Here is a 19,786-nt window from a genome sequence, read left to right on the forward strand (position 1 = left end):
TTACCGCTAAGTAGGTAGTGGTTCCGGGGTTGCGCAGACGCGACGCTCGCGGTCAGCACCCATGACGTCGCTTCAGATGACAGACTTGCAACGGTTGGCGCGGGGCGAGGAGAGGTGGGTCGCGGGTGAGTGCTCCAGAGGGGACGCAGCCGGGGGTCGGCGGGCTGCTCACACGGGCCGCGGCCACGTGGCCGGAGCACCCGGCCGTGCTCGAGACCGGCACCGGACGCGGCCTGACCTACCGCCAGGTCGACGCGGCCGCCCAGGCCCAGGCCCGCAGGCTGGCGGACGCCGGCGTCGCGCCGGGGGACCGGGTCGGGGTGCGGCTGCCGACGTCGGTGGACTTCGTGGTCGCCTTCTTCGGCGCGCTGCGGGCGGGGGCGGTCGTCGTGCCGCTGTCGCCGCAGGTGCCCGGGCCCGAGCTCGCGAAGCTGCTCGAGCACAGCGGCGCGAAGGTCGTCGTCCAGCGCGACGCGGATGAGGACCTCCCCGACGGCGTGAGCGGTCTCACGCCCGTGGGTGACCCGGACGGAGGAGGCGAGTTCGCCGACGCCGGCCGGTCCGGGGAGGACATCGCGGTCGTTTCCTACACCTCCGGCACCACTGGGCCGCCGCGCGGGGTGATGCTGTCGCACCGGGCCCTGCTGGCCAACCTCGAGCAGATCAGCGGGGTCGAAGGGGTCCTCGAACACGACGACCGGGTGCTGATCACCATCCCGCTCTTCCACGTCTACGGCCTCGGGCCCGGCCTCCTGCAGGCGGCCGCCGTGGGCGCTACCGCGGTCCTCTCGGAGCGCTTCGAAGCCCAGCGGACGCTGGACGACTGCGCCGAACACCGCGTCACCTCGATCACCGGCGTCCCGACGATGTACGGGGAGTTCGCCGCGCTGGGCGCCGACGAGCTCCGCCGCGGCCTGGCCACCGTGCGGCGGATGACGTCGGGTGCCGCGCCGCTGCACCCGAAGGTGCTGGGCGCGATCCGCGAGGCCACCGGCCTCGACGTCTACGAGGGCTACGGCCTCACCGAATGCGCCCCGGTGGTGACGTCGACGCTGGTCACCGGCTACCCGAAGCCGGGCTCGGTCGGCCGGCCGCTGCCCGGGATCGAGCTGCGGCTGGTGGACAGCGACGGCACCGACCAGGCCGTGCCGCTCGACCCGGACGACGTCGACGACGTCTTCGAGGCCGAGGGCGAGACCGGGCTGGTGTCGATCCGCGGCGCCAACCTGTTCTCCGGCTACTGGCCCGACGGCGGCCACGGCCCGGACGCCGAGGGCTGGTTCCGCACCGGCGACGTCGGCTACCTCGACACCGACGGTGACCTGCACCTGGTCGACCGGGCCAACGACCTGATCATCGTAAACGGCTTCAACGTCTTCCCGCGCGAGGTGGAGGAGGTCATCGGGCAGCTGCCGGAGGTGGCCGAGGCCGCGGTCGTCGGCGTCGTCGACGAGCGCAGCGGCGAAGCGGTCAAGGCGGTCGTCGTGCCGGCGGCCGGGGCGGCGCTGTCCGAGCAGCAGGTCGCCGACCACTGCGCGGCCCACCTGGCCGGGTACAAGGTGCCGCACCTGGTCGAGTTCGCCGAGTCGCTGCCGCACTCGGCCACCGGGAAGCTGCGCCGCCTGCGGTTGCGGTAGGTGCGGTAGGAAGGACGGCATGGCGCACGAAGTGACGGTGATGGGCCGGGACGGTTGCCACCTCTGCGAGGTCGCGGAGGCCGACGTCGCCCGGATCTGCGGCGAGCTCGGCGTCGCCTGGACGGCCGAGGACGTCGACACCGACCCGGAGTGGCGCGCGGAGTACGGCGACCGCGTCCCGGTGATCCTGGTCGACGGCGCCGAGCACGGGTACTGGCGCGTCGAAGAGGACCGGCTCCGGCGCGCGCTCGCCTGACCCCGGCGGTGAGCCGTAACACGTCCGTAAGCCACCTCGGGCCGCCGCGGCGGCCGCGTGCTCCGAAGATGGAGACGTGAGCACTCTGCAGGACGCGCCGCCCGAGGCGCCGCGTCGGCTTTCGCTACCGGTCGCGACGCTGATCGGCCTCCTCGCGCTGGCCGCCGCCCTCGGCGTCGGCCACCTGGTCGCGGGCTTCGTCGGGTACACGGCGTCGCCGTTCATCGCGGTGGCCAACTACGTCATCGACCACAGCCCGACCGCCATCGTGAAATGGGCCGAGCGGACGCTGGGCACCTGGGACAAACCGGTGCTCAAGCTCGGGCTCGCGGTCGTGCTGGTGCTGTTCGCGCTGGTCGCCGGGCAGCTTTCGCGCCGGACGCCGCGGGCCGGACAGGTGCTCGTCGTGCTCCTCGGTGCCGCCGGGGTCGCGGCCGTCTACGTGCGCAGCGACCTCGGGCAGGTTTCGCTGCTCGCGCCGGTCGCCGCCCTGGTCGCCGGGCTCGCGGTGTTCACCTTCCTGCACCGGCTCGCGCTGCCGGTGGACGTCGTCGACGAGCGGGGTTTCGACCGCCGCAAGTTCCTGCGCGCCGGGGTCGGCGTCGCCGCGGGATCGGGGATCGCGGCCGTCGCCGGCCAGGTCACCGGGACGAGCTCGAACGCCGAGGACTCGCGGGCCGCCGTCGGGCCGCTCGTCCCGGCGCGCACGGCGCCGCCGCTGCCCGCGGACGCCGACTTCGCGAAGCTCGGCTCACCGCCGTTCATCACGCCGAACGCGGACTTCTACCGCATCGACACCGCGCTGATCGTGCCGCAGCTGCGCACCGAGGACTGGAGCCTGCGCATCCACGGGATGGTCGACCGCGAGGTGAAGTTCTCCTACGCCGACATCCGCAGCCGGCCGCTGGTCGAGCGCCGGGTGACGCTGACGTGCGTGTCCAACGAGGTCGGCGGGCCGCTGATCTCGAACGCGACCTGGATCGGCGTGGACCTCGTCGACCTGCTCGAGCAGGCCGGCGTGCAGCCGGGCGCGGAGCAGATGTTCGCCACCAGCGTCGACGGCTGGACGTGCGGCACGCCGGCGAACGTCGCCCTCGACCCGGATCGCGGCGCGATGCTGGCGATCGGGATGAACGGCCAGCCGCTGCCGGTCGAGCACGGCTTCCCGGCCCGGATCGTCATCCCCGGCTTGTACGGCTACGTGTCGGCGACGAAGTGGGTCGAATCGCTCGAATTCACCCGGTGGGACGCCCGGCAGGCGTACTGGCTGAGCCGGGGGTGGGCCGAGCAGGCGCCGATCAAGACCGAATCGCGGATCGATTCGCCGCACGGGTTCGCGGGCGTCACGGCGGGCAAGGTCCGGCTGACCGGCACGGCGTGGGCGCAGCACACCGGCATCGCGAAGGTCGAGGTCCGGCTGGACCAGGGCCCGTGGCAGCCGGCGACGCTGGCCGCGGAGGTGAGCAAGGACACCTGGCGGATGTGGTGGATCGAGCTCGACGTGCCGAAGGGGACGCACCAGGCGTCGGTCCGGGCCACCGATCAGGACGGCTACACGCAGACGGAGAACCGGGCGGACCCGGTCCCGGACGGCGCCACCGGCTGGCACTCGGTCACCCTCGACGCCCGCTGACGCGCACGGGGCGACCAGTGCGCCGCAGCCGTTCACCGGGCCCGGTGCGCCGCTCGCCGCGCGGCCGGGGCCGCGCCGCCGGGCGGCAGTCGATCACCGCCGATCCGCGCCGGACGCGGAAGTGCCTGCCGGACAAGGATTCTGACGCCGTGTCGTGATCGCCGTCGCCCTCCCGCCGCCCCGGAACCGCCTCCGACCAGTGACTTTGTGCGTGCGTTCACAAGTGGTCTACCGTAGGGCCATCGCCCGGAGCGAGCCGGTATCGAACCGGACTCCGGGTCCTGGGTCAAGACACAGTTCCGAATGGCGATGGCCGCCAGACGTGCACAGCGGGCAGGAGACTACGGCGTGGTGACACAGCGGGGGAGGCGCGACGCGGCGGACTCCCCGGGCCGGGCGCCCCGGCGTCCCCGCCGGCCGGCCGGCCCCGACGCCGACAACGCTCCCACCGCCGAAATGCCCGCGGTACCGGCGGGAGAGCCGGGCCGCAACGGGGATGCCCCCGAGGCCGTCCGGGCGAAGTCCATTCCCGAGGCCGCCGTCGCGCGGCTGGCCGTCTACCTCCGGGTGTTGTCCGGAATGTCGGAACAGGGCGCGACGACCGTTTCGAGCGAAGAGCTGTCGCAGGCCGCGGGCGTCAATTCCGCGAAGCTGCGCAAGGACCTCTCCTACCTGGGCTCCTACGGCACCCGCGGCGTCGGCTACGAGGTCGGCGTGCTGGTCAGCCAGATCGAGCGCATCCTCGGCCTCACCCGGCAGCACAAGGTCGCCGTGGTCGGGATCGGCAACCTGGGTCACGCGCTGGCCAACTACGGCGGCTTCCCGGGGCGCGGCTTCCCGGTCGAAGCGCTGTTCGACCTGGACGCGGACCTGATCGGCGTGCCGGTCGGCGGGCTCCCGGTCTCGCACATGGACGACATCCCCCGGATCTGCGCCGAGCGAGGCATCTCCATCGGCGTGATCGCCACCCCGCCCACCGCGGCGCAATCGGTGTGTGACCGGCTGGTCGCGGGCGGTGTCCAGTGCATCCTCAACTTTGCTCCCGTCGTGCTGCAAGTTCCGGCTCACATTGAGGTCCGGAAAGTGGATTTGGCCGTGGAGCTGCAGATACTCTCGTTCCATGTGGCCCGCCGAGCGGACAGTGAAGGCCTAGCCGCCGGTAATCAGGGCAATTCCGGATTACCCGGTGCGGTTCTCCCGTCCGACAATGGAAACGGCAGGCGGAACGGCACGGGTCCGGACGGCGGACGGGAAATGGTGGTGCGCTCATGAGCGTGTTGGCGGTCGGTCTCTCGCATCGGAGTGCGGAGCTGAGCACGCTCGAGCGCGTCGCGGTGCCGGTGCCCGAGATCGGCAAGATCCTCGACGAACTGCAGCAGGCCGAGCACGTCAGCGAGGTCATGCTCGTCTCGACCTGCAACCGGATCGAGGTCTACGCGGTCGTCGAGACCTTCCACGGCGGCCTCAACGACGTCTCCGAAGTGCTCGCCCGCCAGGCCGGGATGACGCCCGCCGAGCTCTACGACAGCCTGTACGTGCACTACGCCGGCGCCGCCGTCGAGCACCTCTTCTCCGTCACCTCGGGCCTGGACTCGATGGTCGTCGGCGAGACCCAGATCCTGGGCCAGGTCCGCTCCGCCTACGCCACCGCGCGCGAGGCCGGCACCGTCGGCCGCACGCTGCACGAGCTGATCCAGACCGCGCTGCGCGTCGGCAAGCGCGTGCACACCGAGACCGGGCTCGACCAGCTCGGCGCGTCGGTCGTCTCCGAAGCGCTCGCCGCGGCCGGGGACGTCACCGGCAAGCACGCCGTCATCGTCGGCGCCGGCTCGATGGGTGCGCTGAGCGCGTCGCAGCTGCGGAAGGCCGGGATCGGCGAGATCACCGTGGCCAACCGCACCGACGCCCGCGCCCGCCGGCTCGCCGCGAACGTCACCGAGCAGGGCGTGCCGGCCCGGGCGGTCCCGCTGTCCGCCGTCGCCGGCACGGTCCGTGACGCCGACATCGTCATCTGCTGCACCGGCGCGCAGGACGCCGTCTTCGGCCCCGGGCACGTGCTGCCGCGCGGCGGCCGGGACCTCGTCGTCTGCGATCTGGGCCTGCCCCGGGACGTCGACCCGGCGGTCGGCGAGCTCGCCGGTGTCCGGGTGGTCGACCTGGCCACCATCCAGCGCCGGATGCGCGAGGCCGGGACGCCGACCACCGAGCGCCAGACCGCCAAGGCGACCGGGATCGTCCTCGACGAGGTGCGCGACTACCTCGCCGGGCAGCGCAGCGCCGAGGTGACGCCGACCGTGACCGCGCTGCGCCGCCGCGCGGCCGAGGTCGTCGACGCCGAGCTGCTGCGGCTCGACAACCGCCTGCCCGGCCTGGACGGCGCCGTCCGCGAAGAGGTCGGCCGCACGGTCCGCCGGGTGGTCGACAAGCTGCTGCACGCGCCGACGGTGCGGGTCAAGCAGCTGGCCGCCGAGACGGCCGACACCGACTACGCGAACGCGTTGCGAGAACTGTTCTGCCTCGACCCGCAGGCGCCCGCCGCGGTGGCGAGCCCGAAGCCCCCACCAGAGAAGAAGTAGTAGTGACCAGAGTCATTCGTATGGGTACGCGCGGTTCGAAGCTCGCGCTCACCCAGACCGGGACCGTCGCCGACGCCCTGCGCGCCACCGGCGTCGAGGTCGAGATCGTCAAGGTGACCACCCCCGGCGACAAGTCGCTGGCGCCGATCGCGACGATCGGGGTCGGCGTGTTCACCTCCGCGCTGCGGGAAGCCTTGCTGCGCAACGAGGTCGACGTCATCGTCCACTCCTACAAGGACCTGCCGACGGCGCCGGAGCCCGGGATCACGCTGGCCGCCGTGCCGCCCCGCGAAGACCCGCGGGACGCGCTGATCGCGCGCGACGGGCTCACGCTGGGTGAGCTGCCGCCGGGTTCGACGGTGGGAACCGGGGCCGCGCGGCGCACCGCGCAGCTGCGTGCGCTGGGTCTCGGTTTGGAAATCGTGCCGATTCGCGGCAATATCGACACCCGCATGCGCAAGGTGACCGACGGCGAGCTCGATGCCGTGGTGCTGGCGCGTGCCGGACTGGCCAGGGTCGGACTGGTCGAGGCGATCACCGAGACCCTCGACCCGATCCAGATGCTGCCCGCACCCGCGCAGGGTGCGCTGGCGGTGGAGTGCCGGGCCGCCGACGTGGACCTGGAGCAGCTGCTCCGGTCCACTTTGGACGACGAGGGCACGCGGGCCGCGGTGACGGCCGAGCGGGCCCTGCTGGCCGCGCTCGAGGCGGGGTGCAGCGCGCCGGTGGGCGCGCTCGCCGAGATCGTCGAAGATCTCGACGCCGAGGGCAAGGTCGTGGAACGGATCTCGCTGCGCGGCACCGCCGCGGTCGAGGGCGAGGAAGGTGCGGTGGACATGGTCCGGGCCATCGCACTGGCCGACAAGGACCAGGCCGCCCAGCTGGGCAAGGACCTGGCCGCCGAGCTGCTGGACCTCGGAGCCGGAGCCCTCTCCGGCCCCGCTCAGTAGCGCTCTCGCGAGCGCTTTCGAAGACGTAGGAGACCTGCGGCCATGCGAGCGTGCACGGTCGCCGCAAGAGGAGAAACGCACAGATGACCCCCGCGCGAAAGACCACCGGGCGCGTAGCGTTCGTGGGCTCCGGCCCCGGCGACGCCGGCCTGCTCACGGTCCGTGCCCAGGAGCTGCTGACCAAGGCCGAGGTCGTGGTGACCGACCCCGACGTGCCGCAGTCCGTGCTCGCCATGGCGGCCGAGGGCGCCGAGGTCCGGCCCGCCGTCGGCGAGGCCACCGAGGTCGCCAAGGACCTGACCACCGAAGCCAAGGCCGGCCGGCTGGTGCTGCGGCTGGTCGCGGGCGACCCGCTGACCACCCCGGCCGTGGTGGCCGAGGTCCAGGCGGTCGCGCGCACGAGCGCCGTGTTCGACGTCATCCCGGGTGTCTCGCCGGCCGCGGCCGTCCCCGCGTACGCGGGCGTCGCCCTGGGCGGCACGCACACCGAGGTCGACGTCCGCGGCGACGTCGACTGGGCGGCCCTGGCCGCCGCGCCCGGCCCGCTGGTGCTGCACGCGACGTCGGCGCACCTGGCCGAGGCCGCGTCCGCGCTGACCGGCAACGGCGTCCCGGCGTCGACTCCGGTCGCGGTCACCGCGAACGGCACCATCAACACCCAGCGCACCCTCGACACCACGCTCGAGAAGGTCGCCAACGACGCCGGCGAGCTCGTCGGGCCGCTGATCGTCACGATCGGCCAGGCCGCCGGGCAGCGCTCGAAGCTGTCGTGGTGGGAGTCGCGGGCGCTTTACGGCTGGAAGGTCCTGGTGCCGCGCACCAAGGAGCAGGCCGGCGAGATGGCCGAGCGCCTGCGCGGCCACGGCGCGACCTCGCACGAGGTGCCGACCATCTCGGTCGAACCGCCCCGCAGCCCGGCCCAGATGGAGCGTTCGGTCAAGGGCCTGGTCGACGGCCGCTACCAGTGGATCGTCTTCACCTCCACCAACGCGGTCCGCGCGGTGTGGGAGAAGTTCGAGGAGTTCGGGCTCGATGCTCGTGCGTTCTCCGGCGTGAAGATCGCCTGTGTGGGTGAGTCGACGGCGGCGAAGGTGCGCTCGTTCGGCATCATCCCGGAGCTGATCCCGTCGGGCGAGCAGTCGTCCGAGGGGCTGCTGGCCGAGTTCCCGCCGTACGACGACGTGCTCGACCCGGTCGACCGCGTGCTGCTGCCGCGGGCCGACATCGCCACCGAGACGCTGTCGGCCGGCCTGCGCGAGCGCGGCTGGGAGATCGACGACGTGACGGCCTACCGGACCGTCCGGGCCGCCCCGCCGCCCGCCGAGACCCGCGAGATGATCAAGACCGGCGGGTTCGACGCGGTCTGCTTCACCTCGTCCTCGACCGTGCGGAACCTGGTCGGCATCGCCGGCAAGCCGCACACCCGCACGCTGGTCGCGTGCATCGGCCCGAAGACCGCCGAGACCGCGGTGGAGTTCGGGCTCCGGGTCGACGTCCAGCCGGAGAAGGCGGACGTCCCCCACCTGGTGGACGCGCTGGCCGAGCACGCCGCGCGGCTGCGCGCGGAAGGTGCCCTGCCGCCGCCGCGCAAGGCGAAGCGGGCCCGCCGCTCCTGAGGTTCTTCACGACGAAGGCCGCCCCGACCCGGGGCGGCCTTCGTCGTTTCAGCGGGGGTTGGTCTCGCGCCACTTCAGGTAGTCGGTCACCGAAGCCGGGACGTCGAACTGGGGCTTGAAGCCCGTGTCTTCGGTGAGGCGGGAGATGTCGAGGTACGGGCCGTTCGCGCCACCCGGCTGGAGGGTCAGGTTCAGCGCCGACGCGAACTCGCCGTACGTGAACGGGCGGCCGCTCGACACGTTGTAGACCTCGTGGTTCAGCACCGGCGCCGTGGTCAGCAGGGCGATCGCGCGGCCCGCATCCGGGGCGTAGCAGACGTCGCCACCGTCGTCGGCGTGCATGTGCGAGGTTCCCGTGTTGACCAGCGACGGGATCGGGCAGAACGGCGACTGCGGATCCACCAGCGGACCCCAGATCGTCCCGATCCGCAGCACCACTGGCTGGACACCACTCCCGGCGAGACCGTGCGTCGTCAGCGGCTCGACCGCCTTCTTGAACGCGATGATCAGGTGCGGCAGCGAAGCGGTCGGCAGGGAGAGGTCCTCCGTCCAGGGGATCTCCGGACGGCCGATGTACACCCCGAGGCTGCTCGCCACGGCGAACCGGCGAACACCCCACGTCCGGGCCGCGTCGAGGGCGTTCAGCAGCCCGGTCATGTCCGTGCGGAAGAAGTCCACCGGGCCGTCGCCGGGGATGCTGCCGGCCAGGTGGACGATGTCGCTGATGGCGTGCCGCGAACCGAGCGCGAGGAAGGCCTCGCGGTCGGTCACGTCGAGTTGTTCGACCGCGACCCGGCCCTCGAGGAACGACGGGACTTCGCCGCGCCGGTGGGACGTCACGACCACGTCGTGGCCGAGGTCGAGGAGCGCGCGGGCGGTGTGGGCGCCGATCATGCCCAGCCCGCCGGTGACGAGGATCATCGCGCCAGGCTAGGGACGCCGGGCGGCGAGTTCTTGAACGAATCACGCAGGAACGGCAGGGAGGACGCGGTGTGGTCGTGGCTGCACGCGCACGCCTTGAGGCTGCCGCCGAGGAGTGCGCGCGGGGTCAGCCCGGTCAGGCGGCGGCACTCCCGGTTGAGGTGGGCTTGATCGGCGTACCCGGCGTCGGCGGCGAGGCCGGCCGGGCTGCCGGCGCCCGCCTGGGCCAGCGCGAGGAAGCCCTGGAACCGCAGCGTCCGCTGGAGGACCTTGGGGCTCACCCCCACCGCCCGCAGGCAGCGGCGGCGCAGCTGGCTGGGGGAGAGCGCGAGGTCCCCGGCCAAGGTGTCGATGTCGACCGGGTGCCACGGCATCAGCCGCCGGACGGCCTCGTTCACCAGCGGGTCCACCGCTTGCACCGGCAGCCGGGCCTGGACGACCTCGAGCGCTCGCTCCGGGGAGCCGGCCGTGGCCACGGCTTCGGCCAAGCGGCCGTCGGCCAGGTCGACGTGCTGGTCGACCAGGTCGCCGAGGGGCACCGGCAGCGGGGGCGCGGCCCCCGGCCGGAACCGCACGCCGACGAGGGTCGTGCGTGGCGGGATGATCTCGAGCCGCGCCGCGGTCAGCGGGCCGAGCAGCCGGGGCCGGCCACCGAGCGGGAAGTGGAGCTCGATCCCGCCGGTCGGCAGGTGCCGCTGGACGTACGGTGCGTCACCGGTGCGCTGGACCCAGACCGTCCGCACGAGGCCGGCCAGCGCGGGCACGGGAAGGCGTTCGACGTACACCTTTCGCACCGAAGCGGTTCCGCGAGAGCGGCGTCAAGCGCACCCTTGCGGAACTGCGGCGAAAGGAGCGGGAGTAACTTGGTAAGGGTGTTCCCCGAGCATCGTCCCCGCAGGCTTCGCACCACCCCGGCCATGCGCAGGCTGGTGGGCGAAACGACGCTGCGGCCACGCCAGCTGATCCTCCCGATGTTCGTCGCCGAAGGGATCGACGCGCCGCGGCCGATCTCGAGCATGCCCGGCGTCGTCCAGCACACCCGCGACACGCTGCGGAAGGCCGCCGTCGACGCGGTCAACGCCGGCGTCGGCGGGCTCATGCTGTTCGGCATCCCGGCCACGCGCGACGCCGAGGGCTCCGGAGCCGTCGACGAAAAGGGCATCCTCAACGTGGCCCTGCGCGACCTGCGCCAGGAGCTGGGTGACGCCACCGTGCTGATGGCCGACACCTGCCTCGACGAGTTCACCGACCACGGCCACTGCGGTGTCCTGGACGCCGACGGCGGGGTCGACAACGACGCCACGCTGCGGATCTACGCCCAGATGGCCATCGCGCAGGTCGAAGCCGGGGCGCACGTGCTCGGGCCGAGCGGGATGATGGACGGCCAGATCGGCGTCATTCGCCGGGCGCTCGACGAGGTCGGGCACAAGGACGCGGCGATCCTCGCGTACTCCGCGAAGTACGCCAGCGCGTTCTACGGCCCCTTCCGGGAGGCCGTCGACTCGCAGCTCAAGGGCGACCGCAAGACCTACCAGCAGGACCCGGGCAACGGCCGCGAGGCGCTGCGCGAGATCGAGCTGGACCTCGCCGAGGGCGCGGACATGATCATGGTCAAGCCCGCGCTGGCCTACCTGGACGTCATCAAGGCGGCCGCGGACATCTCCCCGGTCCCGGTGGCGGCGTACAACATCTCGGGCGAGTACGCGATGGTCGAGGCCGCGGCGGTGAACGGCTGGCTGGACCGCGAGCGGACGGTCCTCGAGGTGCTGACGTCGATCCGGCGCGCGGGCGCCGACCTGATCCTCACCTACTGGGCCGCGGAAGCCGCTGCCTGGCTGGACTGACCCGTTAGTCTCTGCGCGTGGAAGACAAAGAGGACCTCACGGGTCTGACCGACGACGAACGGCGCAAACTCGGCCGGTCGCCCGACCCGGTGCTCCCCGGCGAGCGGGCCCCGAAGGCGGCACCGCCGCGTCCGGTGGCCGTGTCGTTCTGGCTCTGGCTGGCCGGCGGCGTCGTGCTGATCCTGGGGTACGTCCAGCTGATGGCCGGCAAGTCCGCGGTCATCGACCGGTACGTCAAGGGGACGACCGACCCGAAGATCACGCCGCAGATGATCGCGGACGGCGTCACGGCGATGCTGTGGTTCCTCCTTGCCGGTTCGGTCGTGTTCACCCTGCTGTTCCTGCTCTTCGCGTACAAAGCCCGCGAAGGCACCCGCTCGGCCCGGACCGTGCTGACCGTGCTGCCGATCGTGATGGTGCTGCTGATCTTCACCTTCGCGCCGGTGCTCACCTACCTGACGCTGGTCGCGGTGCTGCTGTTCGTGATCGCGCTGGTGCTGCTGTACCTGCCTTCGGTGAGCGGCTACTTCCCCAAGGTCGGCAAGAAGCTGTGAGCGACCGGCTCTACGCCGAGTCCGGCGTGAGCTGGGCGGCGATTCTGTGGGGCCCGGCGTTCGCGCTGGTGGGCGCGCTGGCGGAGCTCGTCACCGGCGGCCCGGTGCACGTGGTGGGCTGGCTGATGGTCGGGTTCGCGCTGGCCGTCATCACGATGCCGTGGGTGTACGCGCGCCGCCGGTTCCTGTCCCTCGAGGTGACGACCGAGCAGCTGCGGCAGGGCCGGGAGAAGGTGCCGGCCGCGCAGCTGGCTTCGGTCACCGACGTCGGGACGCCGGTCGGCGCGCGCGTGCTGGGCGGCGGCTGGTCGGTGCCGCGCAAGTACGACTCGCTGCCGGTGGAGCTGACCGACGGCACGGTCGTGCTGGCGTGGGCGAAGGACGTCGAGGCCCTCCAGGACGCGCTGGACCGGCTCGTCCGGGCGACGCCGCGCGAAGCATGAGAAAATCCCCGGTGTGATCGACCTTCCGCAGCCCACCGGGGCCGAGCTCTGGCCGCCGGAAGAACCCGGCCCGCGTTCGCGGCTGCACAAGCCATGGCGGAAGTTCGTCGCCGCCGTGGAAGTCGTGCTCGCCGTCGTCGCCGGCTGGGCCGCCTACGCGTGCTGGCACAGCAGCGTCGCCACCGTCGTCACCCGGACCGAGGACGGCGCCGTGCTCGAGTCGCACCGGTACTTCGGCGGGCTGCTCGCCGCCGCCATCGGGCTCGGGACCGTGGCCGCGCTGCTGCTGGTCGACGCGGTGCGTCAGCTGGCGCTCGCCATCCGTGCGCGGAGCGCCAAAACCACGGCCTGATACACAGCTGGCGCACAGGTAACCAACAGTCCATTGCTAAGCAGCGGCACGAAGGTTGCCGCATGACGCGCGTGCGTGCCTCGAAGGCATGGGTGATCAACGGAGCACTGGTTGTCCTGCTGGCCGGGGCCGGATTCGGGATATACCAGGCATTCAGCCCCGAACCGAGCTCGGCGCAGGCCCAGTCGCGCAGCACCCCGGTCCGCCGGGCGACGGTCACCGAGACCGTCTCCGCCGCCGGGACCCTCGCCAGCAGCTACACCGGCGCGGCGAACTTCGCGACGGCCGGCAAGGTCACCTCGATCGACGTCAAGGTCGGTGACGTCGTCAGTGCCGGGCAGAAGCTCGCCACCGTCGACAGCACCCAGGCGGCGAAGCAGCTTCAAGTCGCGAAGGCGAACCTCGCCGTCGCCCAGAACGCCCTCAACACCGCCGAGACGGCCGAAGACACCCCGGCCACCGGGCAGAACAGCCAAAACAGCCAGAACAGCGCCCAGACCGCGGCCAACAACGTCACCTCGGCGCAGGCGAAACTCGACCAGGCCCAGCTCGACGTCCAGACCGCGCAGCAGACGCTCGACAACACGGCGCTTTACGCGCCCGGCGCCGGCACGGTCACCGCGATCAACGGCGCGGTCGGGCAGCAGTCCTCCAGCGGCTCCTCGGCCACGAGCCAGTCTTCGAGCAGCGGCAGCGGCCAAGGCGGCCAGGGTTCGGCGAATTCCGGCGCCGCCGCATCGAGCAGCAGCAGCAGTAGCGGCAGCTCCGGGTTCATCACCATCACGAACCTGACCGGCCTGGTCGTCAACACCTCGGTCGCGGAGATCGACGTCAGCAAGGTCAAGACCGGACAGAAGGCCACCGTGACGCTCAACGCGCTGCCGGACAAGCCGGTCCAGGCCACCGTGTCGAGCATCAACCTGACCCCGACCACCAGCGGCAGCGTCGTCTCCTACGGCGCGCAGCTGGCCCTGACCAGCCCGCCGGACGGGCTGCGGCCCGGCCAGTCGGCGAGCGTCGTGATCACCGTGGCCGAGGCGGACAACGCGCTGAGCGTGCCGGCCGCGGCGGTGCAGACCGTCGGCAGCACCAACGTCGTCACCGTGCAGGAAAACGGGCAGAACGTCCCCCGCCAGGTGCAGGTCGGGCTGCGCGGCGAGTCGACGGTCCAGATCACCTCCGGGGTGACCGAAGGCGAGAACGTCGTGCTCACCGGGACGGCCTCGACCGGGACCACGGGCGGCACCGGGCGCACCGGTGGCACGGGCGGCACCGGTGGCTTCCCCGGCGGCGGGACCGGTGGCTTCCCGGGCGGCGGCCAGCGCGGCACCGGCGCCGGCGGCGGCTTCGGCGGACGCGGATGAACCCGGTGATCGCGGTCTCCGGACTGCGCAAGACCTACGGGGCCGGCGAGACGGCGGTGCACGCGCTGCGCGGCGTCGACCTCACCGTGTGGCCCGGCGAGTACGTCGCGATCATGGGCGCGTCCGGCTCGGGGAAGTCCACGCTGCTGAACATGCTGGGCTGCCTGGACGTGCCGACCTCCGGCCGGTACCTCCTGGACGGCTTCGGGGTCGGCAAGCTGAACGAACGGCAATTGGCGTTGCTGCGCAACCGGAAGATCGGGTTCATCTTCCAGTCCTTCAACCTGGTGCCCCGGACGTCCGCGTTGTCCAATGTGGAACTTCCTTTGGTCTACAGTGGACTCAAGCGGTCCGAGCGGCGTCGCCGTGCGCTCGCGGCGCTCGACATGGTCGGGCTGTCCGACCGGGCCAAGCACCTGCCGAGCGAGCTTTCCGGCGGCCAGATCCAGCGCGTCGCGGTGGCGCGGGCGCTGGTCACCGGCCCGGCGATGCTGCTGGCCGACGAGCCCACCGGCAACCTCGACCGGCGCAGCACCGAGGACGTCCTCGGCGTGTTCGACCGGCTCAACTCCCTCGGCCGCACCATCGTCGTCATCACGCACGAGGACGAGGTCGCCGAGCACGCGCACCGCGTCGTCCGGGTCGACGACGGGCTGATCGTGTCCGACGAAACCACGCGTGCGGTGGGAGCGGTCCTGTGAACCTCCTCGAAATCCTGCGGTTCGCCGTGCGCGGGCTCACCGCGAACAAGCTGCGCTCGGCCCTCACCACGCTCGGCATCACCATCGGCGTCGCCGCGGTGATCCTGCTGGTCGCGGTCGGCAACGGCGCGTCGGCGGCCATCGCGGCCAGCATCCAGGGCCTCGGCACCAACGTCGTCAACGTCTCCCCGGCCCGCGGCGGCGGGCAGGGCGCGGCGGCACGGCCGCTGACCGTCCAGGACGCGCACGCGCTCGTCGACCCCGTCGGCGCCCCGGACGTCAAGGCCGCTTCGCCGGTGGTCAACACGACGGCGACCGCGACCTACGGGCAGACGTCCTACGACATCTCCAGCGTCGCCGGCACCGAACCCGCGTACTTCACCACGACCAACCGCGAACTCGCCCAGGGGCAGCTGTTCACGAGCGAGGACGTCACGGCCGCGCGGAAGGTCGTCGTGCTCGGCCCGACGACCGCGGAGTCGATCTTCGGCACCACCGCGGACGCGGTCGGCAAGAACGTGTTGCTGAACAGCATCCAGTTCACCGTGATCGGCGTGCTGCAGGCCAAGGGCAGCACCGGGCTGCAGAACGCCGACGACGTCGCCATCGCGCCGATTTCGGCGGTCCAGAACTCCCTCGCCGGCTACGGCAGCCTCAGCCAGATCGCCGTCCAGGCCACCAGCGCCGACGCCGTCTCGCTGGCCCAGTCCGAGATCACCGCGATCCTCAACGCCCGCCACGGCGTCCGGCTCGGCGGCACCCCGGACTACCAGATCCAGAACTCCGAGCAGCTCCTGGCGACCCGGACGTCGGCGACCGAGACGTTCACCGTGCTGCTGGGGGCGGTCGCGGCGATCTCGCTGCTGGTCGGCGGGATCGGCGTCACCAACATCATGCTCGTCACGGTGACCGAGCGGATCCGCGAAATCGGCATCCGCAAGGCGATCGGCGCCCCGCGCTCGGCCATCCTCGGCCAGTTCCTCGCCGAAGCGACCATGCTCAGCCTGTTCGGCGGCCTGCTCGGCGTCGCGATCGGGGTGATCGGCAGCCGGTTCACCATCTCCGGGATCAAACCGGTCGTGGTGCCCTCGTCGATCCTGCTCGCCTTCGCGGTATCAGCCCTGATCGGGCTGTTCTTCGGCAGCTTCCCGGCGAACCGGGCCGCCAAGCTCCGGCCCATCGATGCGTTGCGTCACGAATAAGGAGTTCCCGCATGTCTTCCTCCACCCAGACGCCGCCCGTCCCGGGTGACGAGCCGACGGCGATCCTGCCCGCCGTCGAGCCGACCGCGGAGCAGATCGTCGCCAGCCCGGCGGTCGACGGTGACCTGAACGCCGAAATGCGCCGGGCCGCGAAGCCGTTTTCCCGCACGACGCTGGTGCTCGCCGGGCTCGTCGCGTTCGCGATCGCGTTCGGCGGCGGCGCCTGGACGCACGCGGCGTTCGGTTCCGCCACGCCTGCGCGCCCGGGCGGCACCGCCGGCGGCGGCCAGGCCCGCGCCCAGGGCGGCACCGGCCAGCCCGGCGGCACCGGCCAGCAGGGCGGCGGGTTCCGCGGCGGCCGCGGCACCACGGGCACGGTCGACCACGTCGACGGCACCACGGTCTACGTCAAGACCGCGCAGGGCGCCGACGTCAAGGTGTCCACATCGGACTCGACCACGGTCGGGGTGACCCAGCAGGGCAAGCTGGCGGACCTGAAGCCGGGCGCGACGGTCGTCGTCCAGGGCCAGGCGGGCAGCGACGGCACGGTGACCGCGCAGGCCATCACCCAGCAGGCCGGGCGCTAGTTCCGGCTAGTTCAAGACGAGGATCGCGGTGTTGAGCGCCGTCGCATAGAGAATCCAGGCGAGGTAGGGCACCAGGAGCGCGGCGGCGGTCTTCGACCGGCGGCCGAACAGGACGATCGTCACGACCACCACGACGTCCAGCAGCACGATGTCGGCCAGGGCGAGCCCGGCCGCGCCGCCCTCGAAGAACAGCGGGGTCCAGAGCAGGTTGAACAGCAGGCCGATGCCGTACGCGGCGAACCCGCGCGTCTCGCCGTCGGTCCGCCAGTACAGCCAGCCCGCCACCGCGATGGTGACGTACAGCACCGTCCACACCGGACCGAACAGGGCGGCGGGCGGTGCCCACGCCGGCTGCTCGAGCCGCGCGTAGACCACCCTCGCGTTCGTCGCGGCCAGGCCGCCGACCACGGCCACCACGGCGACGACGCCCAGGAACCCGGCCAGCACGAGCCACGGGTTGCGGTGCGGCGCGCGTTCGGTCACCGGCTGTTCCCCTCCCGGGCGGCTGCCCGCCATCCTAGGCGGGTTTGCCACACTGGGCAGGTGAGCACTGGAACCGAGCAGTCCAAGGCATGGTTCGACCGCGCGAAGGCGGCCATCCCGGGCGGGGTGAATTCGCCGGTGCGGGCGTTCAACTCGGTCGGCGGCACCCCGCGGTTCATGGTCCGCGGCGAGGGCCCGCACCTGTGGGACGCCGACGGCAACCGCTACGTCGACCTGGTGTCGTCCTGGGGCCCGATGATCCTGGGGCACGCGCACCCGGCGGTCGTCGAGGCGGCGCGCCGGGCGGCGACGTCCGGGCTCTCGTTCGGCACCCCGACGATCGGCGAGGTCGAACTGGCGGAGGAGATCATCGGCCGGGTCGAGCCGGTCGAGCAGGTCCGCCTGGTCAACTCGGGGACCGAGGCCACGATGAGCGCGATCCGGCTGGCCAGGGGGTTCACCGGCCGGTCGAAGATCGTGAAGTTCGCCGGCTGTTACCACGGTCACGTCGACGCGCTGCTCGCGCAGGCCGGCTCCGGCGTCGCGACGCTCGGGCTGCCGACCTCGCCGGGTGTCACCGGGGCCCAGGCCGCGGACACGCTGGTGCTGCCCTACAACGACCTCGACGCGGTCCGGAAATCCTTTGTGGACAACCCGGGCGAGATCGCCGCGGTGATCACCGAGGCGGCGGCCGGGAACATGGGCGCGGTCGCGCCGGACGACGGCTTCAACGCCGGGCTGCGCGAGATCGCGCACGAGCACGGCGCGCTGCTGATCATGGACGAGGTGATGACCGGCTTCCGCGTCTCGGCCGCGGGCTGGTTCGGCCTCGAAGGCGTGGCCGGCGACCTCTACACGTTCGGCAAGGTGATGTCCGGCGGGCTGCCGGCGGCGGCCTTCGGCGGCCGCGCCGACGTGATGGCCAAGCTCGCCCCGGGCGGGCCGGTCTACCAGGCCGGGACGCTCTCCGGGAACCCCGTCGCGGTGGCCACGGGCCTCGCGACGCTGCGCGCGGCCGACCACGCCGTGTACGCGGCGCTCGACGCCAACGCGAAGCGCCTCGGCAACCTCTTCCACGCCGCGCTCCTCGAAGCGGGGGTGGCGCACCACGTCCAGTACGCGGGCAACCTGGTGAGCGTGTTCTTCGGTGAGACGCCGGTCCGCGACTACGCCGGCGCGCAGGCGTCCGAGACGTGGCGCTTCCCGCCGTTCTTCCACGCGTTGCTCGACGGAGGCGTGTACGCGCCCCCGAGCGCGTACGAGGCGTGGTTCGTCAACGCGGCCATGGACGACGAAGCGTTCTCCGTGATCGAAGCGGCGCTGCCCGCGGCGGCGCGCGCGGCGGCCGGGGCCGTCCAGTGACCACCGTCGTCCACATGCTGCGGCACGGCGAAGTGCACAACCCGTCGAAGATCCTCTACGGCCGGCTGCCCGGCTACCGGCTCTCCGAGCGCGGGCAGCGTCAGGCACTCACGGTCGCCGAGGCCGTCGCCGGGCACGACCTGGTGCACGTCGTCGCCTCGCCGTTGCAGCGGGCGCAGGAGACGGCGGCCCCGATCGCCGCCGCGCACCGGCTCGACATCGCGACCGACGAGGGCCTGATCGAGGCGGGCAACCAGTTCGAGGGCCTGCACGTGGCGGTCGGCGACGGCGCGCTGCGGGAGCCCAAGCACTGGCCGAAGCTGGTGAACCCGTTCAAGCCGTCGTGGGGCGAGCCGTACCTCGAGATCGCCCACCGGATGCTCGGCGCGGTCCACCGCGCCCGCGAGGCGGCTGTTGGTCACGAGGCCCTGTGCGTCTCGCACCAGCTGCCGATCTGGACGCTGCGGCGGTTCCTCGAGGGCAAGCGCCTGTGGCACGACCCGCGGCGCCGCCAGTGCTCCTTGGCGTCCCTGACGTCACTGGTGTTCGAGGGCGACGAGCTGCGCGAGATCGTCTACAGCGAGCCCGCGGGCGCGACCGACCCGAAGGTGACCGGGGCATGAAACGCCTGGTCTGGGCGGTGCTCGCGGCTTTGGTGCTGGCCGGCTGCAGTGCGGGCAAGGACGCGGTGGTGCAGGGGAGCAGCTTCAGCTTCGTCTCCCCGGGCGGCAAGATCGACATCACCTACGACGCCGCCCAGCGCCAGACGGCCCCGGTCCTGGCCGGCGAGGACCTGATGAACGAGGGCAAGCAGCTGTCGCTGGCGGACTACGCGGGCAAGGTCGTGGTGCTCAACCTGTGGGGCCAGTGGTGCGGACCGTGCCGCACGGAGGCGCCGGAGATGGAGTCGCTGGCGAAGCAGGGCGTCCAGGTGGTGGGCATCGACGTCCGCGACCCGGCCCGCGAGGTGGCCCAGGACTTCGTCCGCGACCGGCAGCTGACGTACCCGTCGATCTACGACCCGGACGGCCGGGTGCTCCTCAAGCTGAGCGGCTACCCGCGCAACATCATCCCGTCGACGATCGTGCTGGACAAGCAACACCGGGTGGCAGCGGTGTTCCTGCGGCCGGTGCTGGCCCAGGACCTGCTCCCGGTGACGCAGCGGCTGACCGCGGAAGCCTGACGCTCGCCTTCCCCGGCGGGTTCCGGGAACGTCGCCCGGCCAGGCCGCCGCTGATCACCGGTGCGGCTGCGGTTTCGAGTGTCGCGAATGAGTCATTCGGGACGCGGGAGGTCCCCAATGAC

21 protein-coding genes are annotated in these 19,786 nt (G+C 72.2%); 18 read left to right on the forward strand and 3 right to left on the reverse strand.

Features of this window, described 5'->3' with window-relative positions; translation table 11 throughout:
* The first annotated feature begins 125 nt into the window (after window positions 1–125).
* The 7 genes from AB0M30_RS07970 (at window position 126) to AB0M30_RS08000 (ending at window position 8,668) form a co-directional block, all read left to right on the forward strand.
* The gene (locus AB0M30_RS07970) at window positions 126–1,637 is read left to right on the forward strand and encodes an AMP-binding protein (RefSeq protein WP_364581362.1); all 1,512 of its coding nucleotides are present in this window, start codon (window positions 126–128) and stop codon (window positions 1,635–1,637) included.
* Window positions 1,638–1,656: 19 nt separating this feature from the next.
* Entirely contained in the window at window positions 1,657–1,893 is a 237-nt protein-coding gene (locus AB0M30_RS07975) for a glutaredoxin family protein (RefSeq protein ID WP_103337292.1), read from the forward strand.
* A 76-nt stretch (window positions 1,894–1,969) separates the two neighbouring features.
* A complete protein-coding gene (locus AB0M30_RS07980) occupies window positions 1,970–3,526 on the forward strand; it encodes a molybdopterin-dependent oxidoreductase (protein WP_364581365.1) in 1,557 nt (518 codons plus the stop codon).
* Between the two features lie 348 nt (window positions 3,527–3,874).
* Window positions 3,875–4,798: a redox-sensing transcriptional repressor Rex gene (locus AB0M30_RS07985; RefSeq protein ID WP_360178253.1), complete on the forward strand. Its 924-nt coding sequence runs from the start codon at window positions 3,875–3,877 to the stop codon at window positions 4,796–4,798.
* A complete protein-coding gene (locus AB0M30_RS07990; protein WP_364581367.1) occupies window positions 4,795–6,102 on the forward strand; it encodes a glutamyl-tRNA reductase in 1,308 nt (435 codons plus the stop codon). Before AB0M30_RS07985 ends, AB0M30_RS07990 begins: the two co-directional genes overlap by 4 nt.
* A gap of 20 nt (window positions 6,103–6,122) precedes the next feature.
* Window positions 6,123–7,052, forward strand: coding sequence for a hydroxymethylbilane synthase (gene hemC, locus AB0M30_RS07995; RefSeq protein ID WP_093945337.1), 930 nt, complete (start codon window positions 6,123–6,125; stop codon window positions 7,050–7,052).
* An 83-nt stretch (window positions 7,053–7,135) separates the two neighbouring features.
* Entirely contained in the window at window positions 7,136–8,668 is a 1,533-nt protein-coding gene (locus AB0M30_RS08000) for a bifunctional uroporphyrinogen-III C-methyltransferase/uroporphyrinogen-III synthase (protein ID WP_103337296.1), read from the forward strand.
* Window positions 8,669–8,716: 48 nt separating this feature from the next.
* Here AB0M30_RS08000 and AB0M30_RS08005 read toward each other — a convergent pair whose 3' ends face one another.
* Both AB0M30_RS08005 and AB0M30_RS08010 read right to left on the reverse strand, forming a co-directional pair.
* Window positions 8,717–9,589, reverse strand: a complete 873-nt coding sequence (locus tag AB0M30_RS08005; RefSeq protein WP_364581371.1) for an NAD(P)-dependent oxidoreductase — start codon at window positions 9,587–9,589, stop codon at window positions 8,717–8,719.
* Window positions 9,586–10,374, reverse strand: coding sequence for an AraC family transcriptional regulator (locus AB0M30_RS08010; protein ID WP_364581373.1), 789 nt, complete (start codon window positions 10,372–10,374; stop codon window positions 9,586–9,588). The genes AB0M30_RS08005 and AB0M30_RS08010 overlap by 4 nt, the downstream gene beginning before the upstream one ends.
* Before the next feature lie 87 nt (window positions 10,375–10,461).
* Here AB0M30_RS08010 and hemB point away from each other — a divergent pair, with 87 nt between their 5' ends.
* The 8 genes from hemB to AB0M30_RS08050 all read left to right on the forward strand — a co-directional run bounded on the left by hemB (window position 10,462) and on the right by AB0M30_RS08050 (window position 16,636).
* Window positions 10,462–11,433 (forward strand): porphobilinogen synthase, encoded by a 972-nt coding sequence (gene hemB / locus AB0M30_RS08015; protein ID WP_364581376.1) that lies wholly within the window; start codon window positions 10,462–10,464, stop codon window positions 11,431–11,433.
* A gap of 17 nt (window positions 11,434–11,450) precedes the next feature.
* Window positions 11,451–11,987 carry a hypothetical protein gene (locus AB0M30_RS08020; RefSeq protein ID WP_364581378.1) on the forward strand — a complete coding sequence of 179 codons (537 nt, stop codon included), beginning with the start codon at window positions 11,451–11,453 and terminating at the stop codon, window positions 11,985–11,987.
* Window positions 11,984–12,430: a hypothetical protein gene (locus tag AB0M30_RS08025; protein WP_364581380.1), complete on the forward strand. Its 447-nt coding sequence runs from the start codon at window positions 11,984–11,986 to the stop codon at window positions 12,428–12,430. Before AB0M30_RS08020 ends, AB0M30_RS08025 begins: the two co-directional genes overlap by 4 nt.
* Before the next feature lie 13 nt (window positions 12,431–12,443).
* Window positions 12,444–12,782, forward strand: coding sequence for a hypothetical protein (locus tag AB0M30_RS08030; protein ID WP_364581382.1), 339 nt, complete (start codon window positions 12,444–12,446; stop codon window positions 12,780–12,782).
* Window positions 12,783–12,844: 62 nt separating this feature from the next.
* The gene (locus AB0M30_RS08035) at window positions 12,845–14,146 is read left to right on the forward strand and encodes an HlyD family efflux transporter periplasmic adaptor subunit (protein ID WP_364581384.1); all 1,302 of its coding nucleotides are present in this window, start codon (window positions 12,845–12,847) and stop codon (window positions 14,144–14,146) included.
* The gene (locus AB0M30_RS08040) at window positions 14,143–14,847 is read left to right on the forward strand and encodes an ABC transporter ATP-binding protein (protein ID WP_364581386.1); all 705 of its coding nucleotides are present in this window, start codon (window positions 14,143–14,145) and stop codon (window positions 14,845–14,847) included. The genes AB0M30_RS08035 and AB0M30_RS08040 overlap by 4 nt, the downstream gene beginning before the upstream one ends.
* On the forward strand, window positions 14,844–16,049 hold the full coding sequence (locus AB0M30_RS08045) for an ABC transporter permease (protein WP_364581388.1): 1,206 nt from the start codon (window positions 14,844–14,846) through the stop codon (window positions 16,047–16,049). The genes AB0M30_RS08040 and AB0M30_RS08045 overlap by 4 nt, the downstream gene beginning before the upstream one ends.
* Window positions 16,050–16,060: 11 nt before the next feature.
* Window positions 16,061–16,636 carry a hypothetical protein gene (locus tag AB0M30_RS08050; RefSeq protein WP_364581391.1) on the forward strand — a complete coding sequence of 192 codons (576 nt, stop codon included), beginning with the start codon at window positions 16,061–16,063 and terminating at the stop codon, window positions 16,634–16,636.
* Between the two features lie 6 nt (window positions 16,637–16,642).
* On the opposite strand, the gene AB0M30_RS08055 is transcribed toward AB0M30_RS08050, so the two are convergent.
* Complete coding sequence (locus tag AB0M30_RS08055) at window positions 16,643–17,119, reverse strand: TspO/MBR family protein (protein ID WP_364581393.1); 477 nt, start codon at window positions 17,117–17,119, stop codon at window positions 16,643–16,645.
* 60 nt (window positions 17,120–17,179) lie between these two features.
* On the opposite strand from AB0M30_RS08055, the gene hemL reads away from it, so the two are divergent.
* Genes hemL through AB0M30_RS08070 form a run of 3 tightly spaced genes read left to right on the forward strand, consistent with a single transcriptional unit; the run spans window position 17,180 to window position 19,664 of the window.
* Window positions 17,180–18,481 (forward strand): glutamate-1-semialdehyde 2,1-aminomutase, encoded by a 1,302-nt coding sequence (gene hemL / locus AB0M30_RS08060; RefSeq protein ID WP_364581396.1) that lies wholly within the window; start codon window positions 17,180–17,182, stop codon window positions 18,479–18,481.
* Window positions 18,478–19,104 carry a histidine phosphatase family protein gene (locus AB0M30_RS08065; protein WP_364581399.1) on the forward strand — a complete coding sequence of 209 codons (627 nt, stop codon included), beginning with the start codon at window positions 18,478–18,480 and terminating at the stop codon, window positions 19,102–19,104. Before hemL ends, AB0M30_RS08065 begins: the two co-directional genes overlap by 4 nt.
* On the forward strand, window positions 19,101–19,664 hold the full coding sequence (locus AB0M30_RS08070) for a TlpA disulfide reductase family protein (protein WP_364581401.1): 564 nt from the start codon (window positions 19,101–19,103) through the stop codon (window positions 19,662–19,664). The genes AB0M30_RS08065 and AB0M30_RS08070 overlap by 4 nt, the downstream gene beginning before the upstream one ends.
* Window positions 19,665–19,786 lie beyond the last annotated feature (122 nt).

This window comes from Amycolatopsis sp. NPDC051716 (genome assembly GCF_040681595.1).
Taxonomy (GTDB): Bacteria; Actinomycetota; Actinomycetes; order Mycobacteriales; family Pseudonocardiaceae; genus Amycolatopsis.

Bases quoted from the DNA above. Each gene is read 5' to 3' on its own strand.
- AB0M30_RS07975 (WP_103337292.1), top strand. From the start codon at position 1,657: ATGGCGCACGAAGTGACGGTGATGGGCCGGGACGGTTGCCACCTCTGC.
- AB0M30_RS07990 (WP_364581367.1), top strand. From the start codon at position 4,795: ATGAGCGTGTTGGCGGTCGGTCTCTCGCATCGGAGTGCGGAGCTGAGC.
- hemC (WP_093945337.1), top strand. From the start codon at position 6,123: ATGGGTACGCGCGGTTCGAAGCTCGCGCTCACCCAGACCGGGACCGTC.
- AB0M30_RS08000 (WP_103337296.1), top strand. From the start codon at position 7,136: ATGACCCCCGCGCGAAAGACCACCGGGCGCGTAGCGTTCGTGGGCTCC.
- AB0M30_RS08005 (WP_364581371.1), bottom strand. From the start codon at position 9,589: ATGATCCTCGTCACCGGCGGGCTGGGCATGATCGGCGCCCACACCGCC.
- AB0M30_RS08035 (WP_364581384.1), top strand. From the start codon at position 12,845: ATGACGCGCGTGCGTGCCTCGAAGGCATGGGTGATCAACGGAGCACTG.
- AB0M30_RS08040 (WP_364581386.1), top strand. From the start codon at position 14,143: ATGAACCCGGTGATCGCGGTCTCCGGACTGCGCAAGACCTACGGGGCC.
- AB0M30_RS08050 (WP_364581391.1), top strand. From the start codon at position 16,061: ATGTCTTCCTCCACCCAGACGCCGCCCGTCCCGGGTGACGAGCCGACG.
- AB0M30_RS08070 (WP_364581401.1), top strand. From the start codon at position 19,101: ATGAAACGCCTGGTCTGGGCGGTGCTCGCGGCTTTGGTGCTGGCCGGC.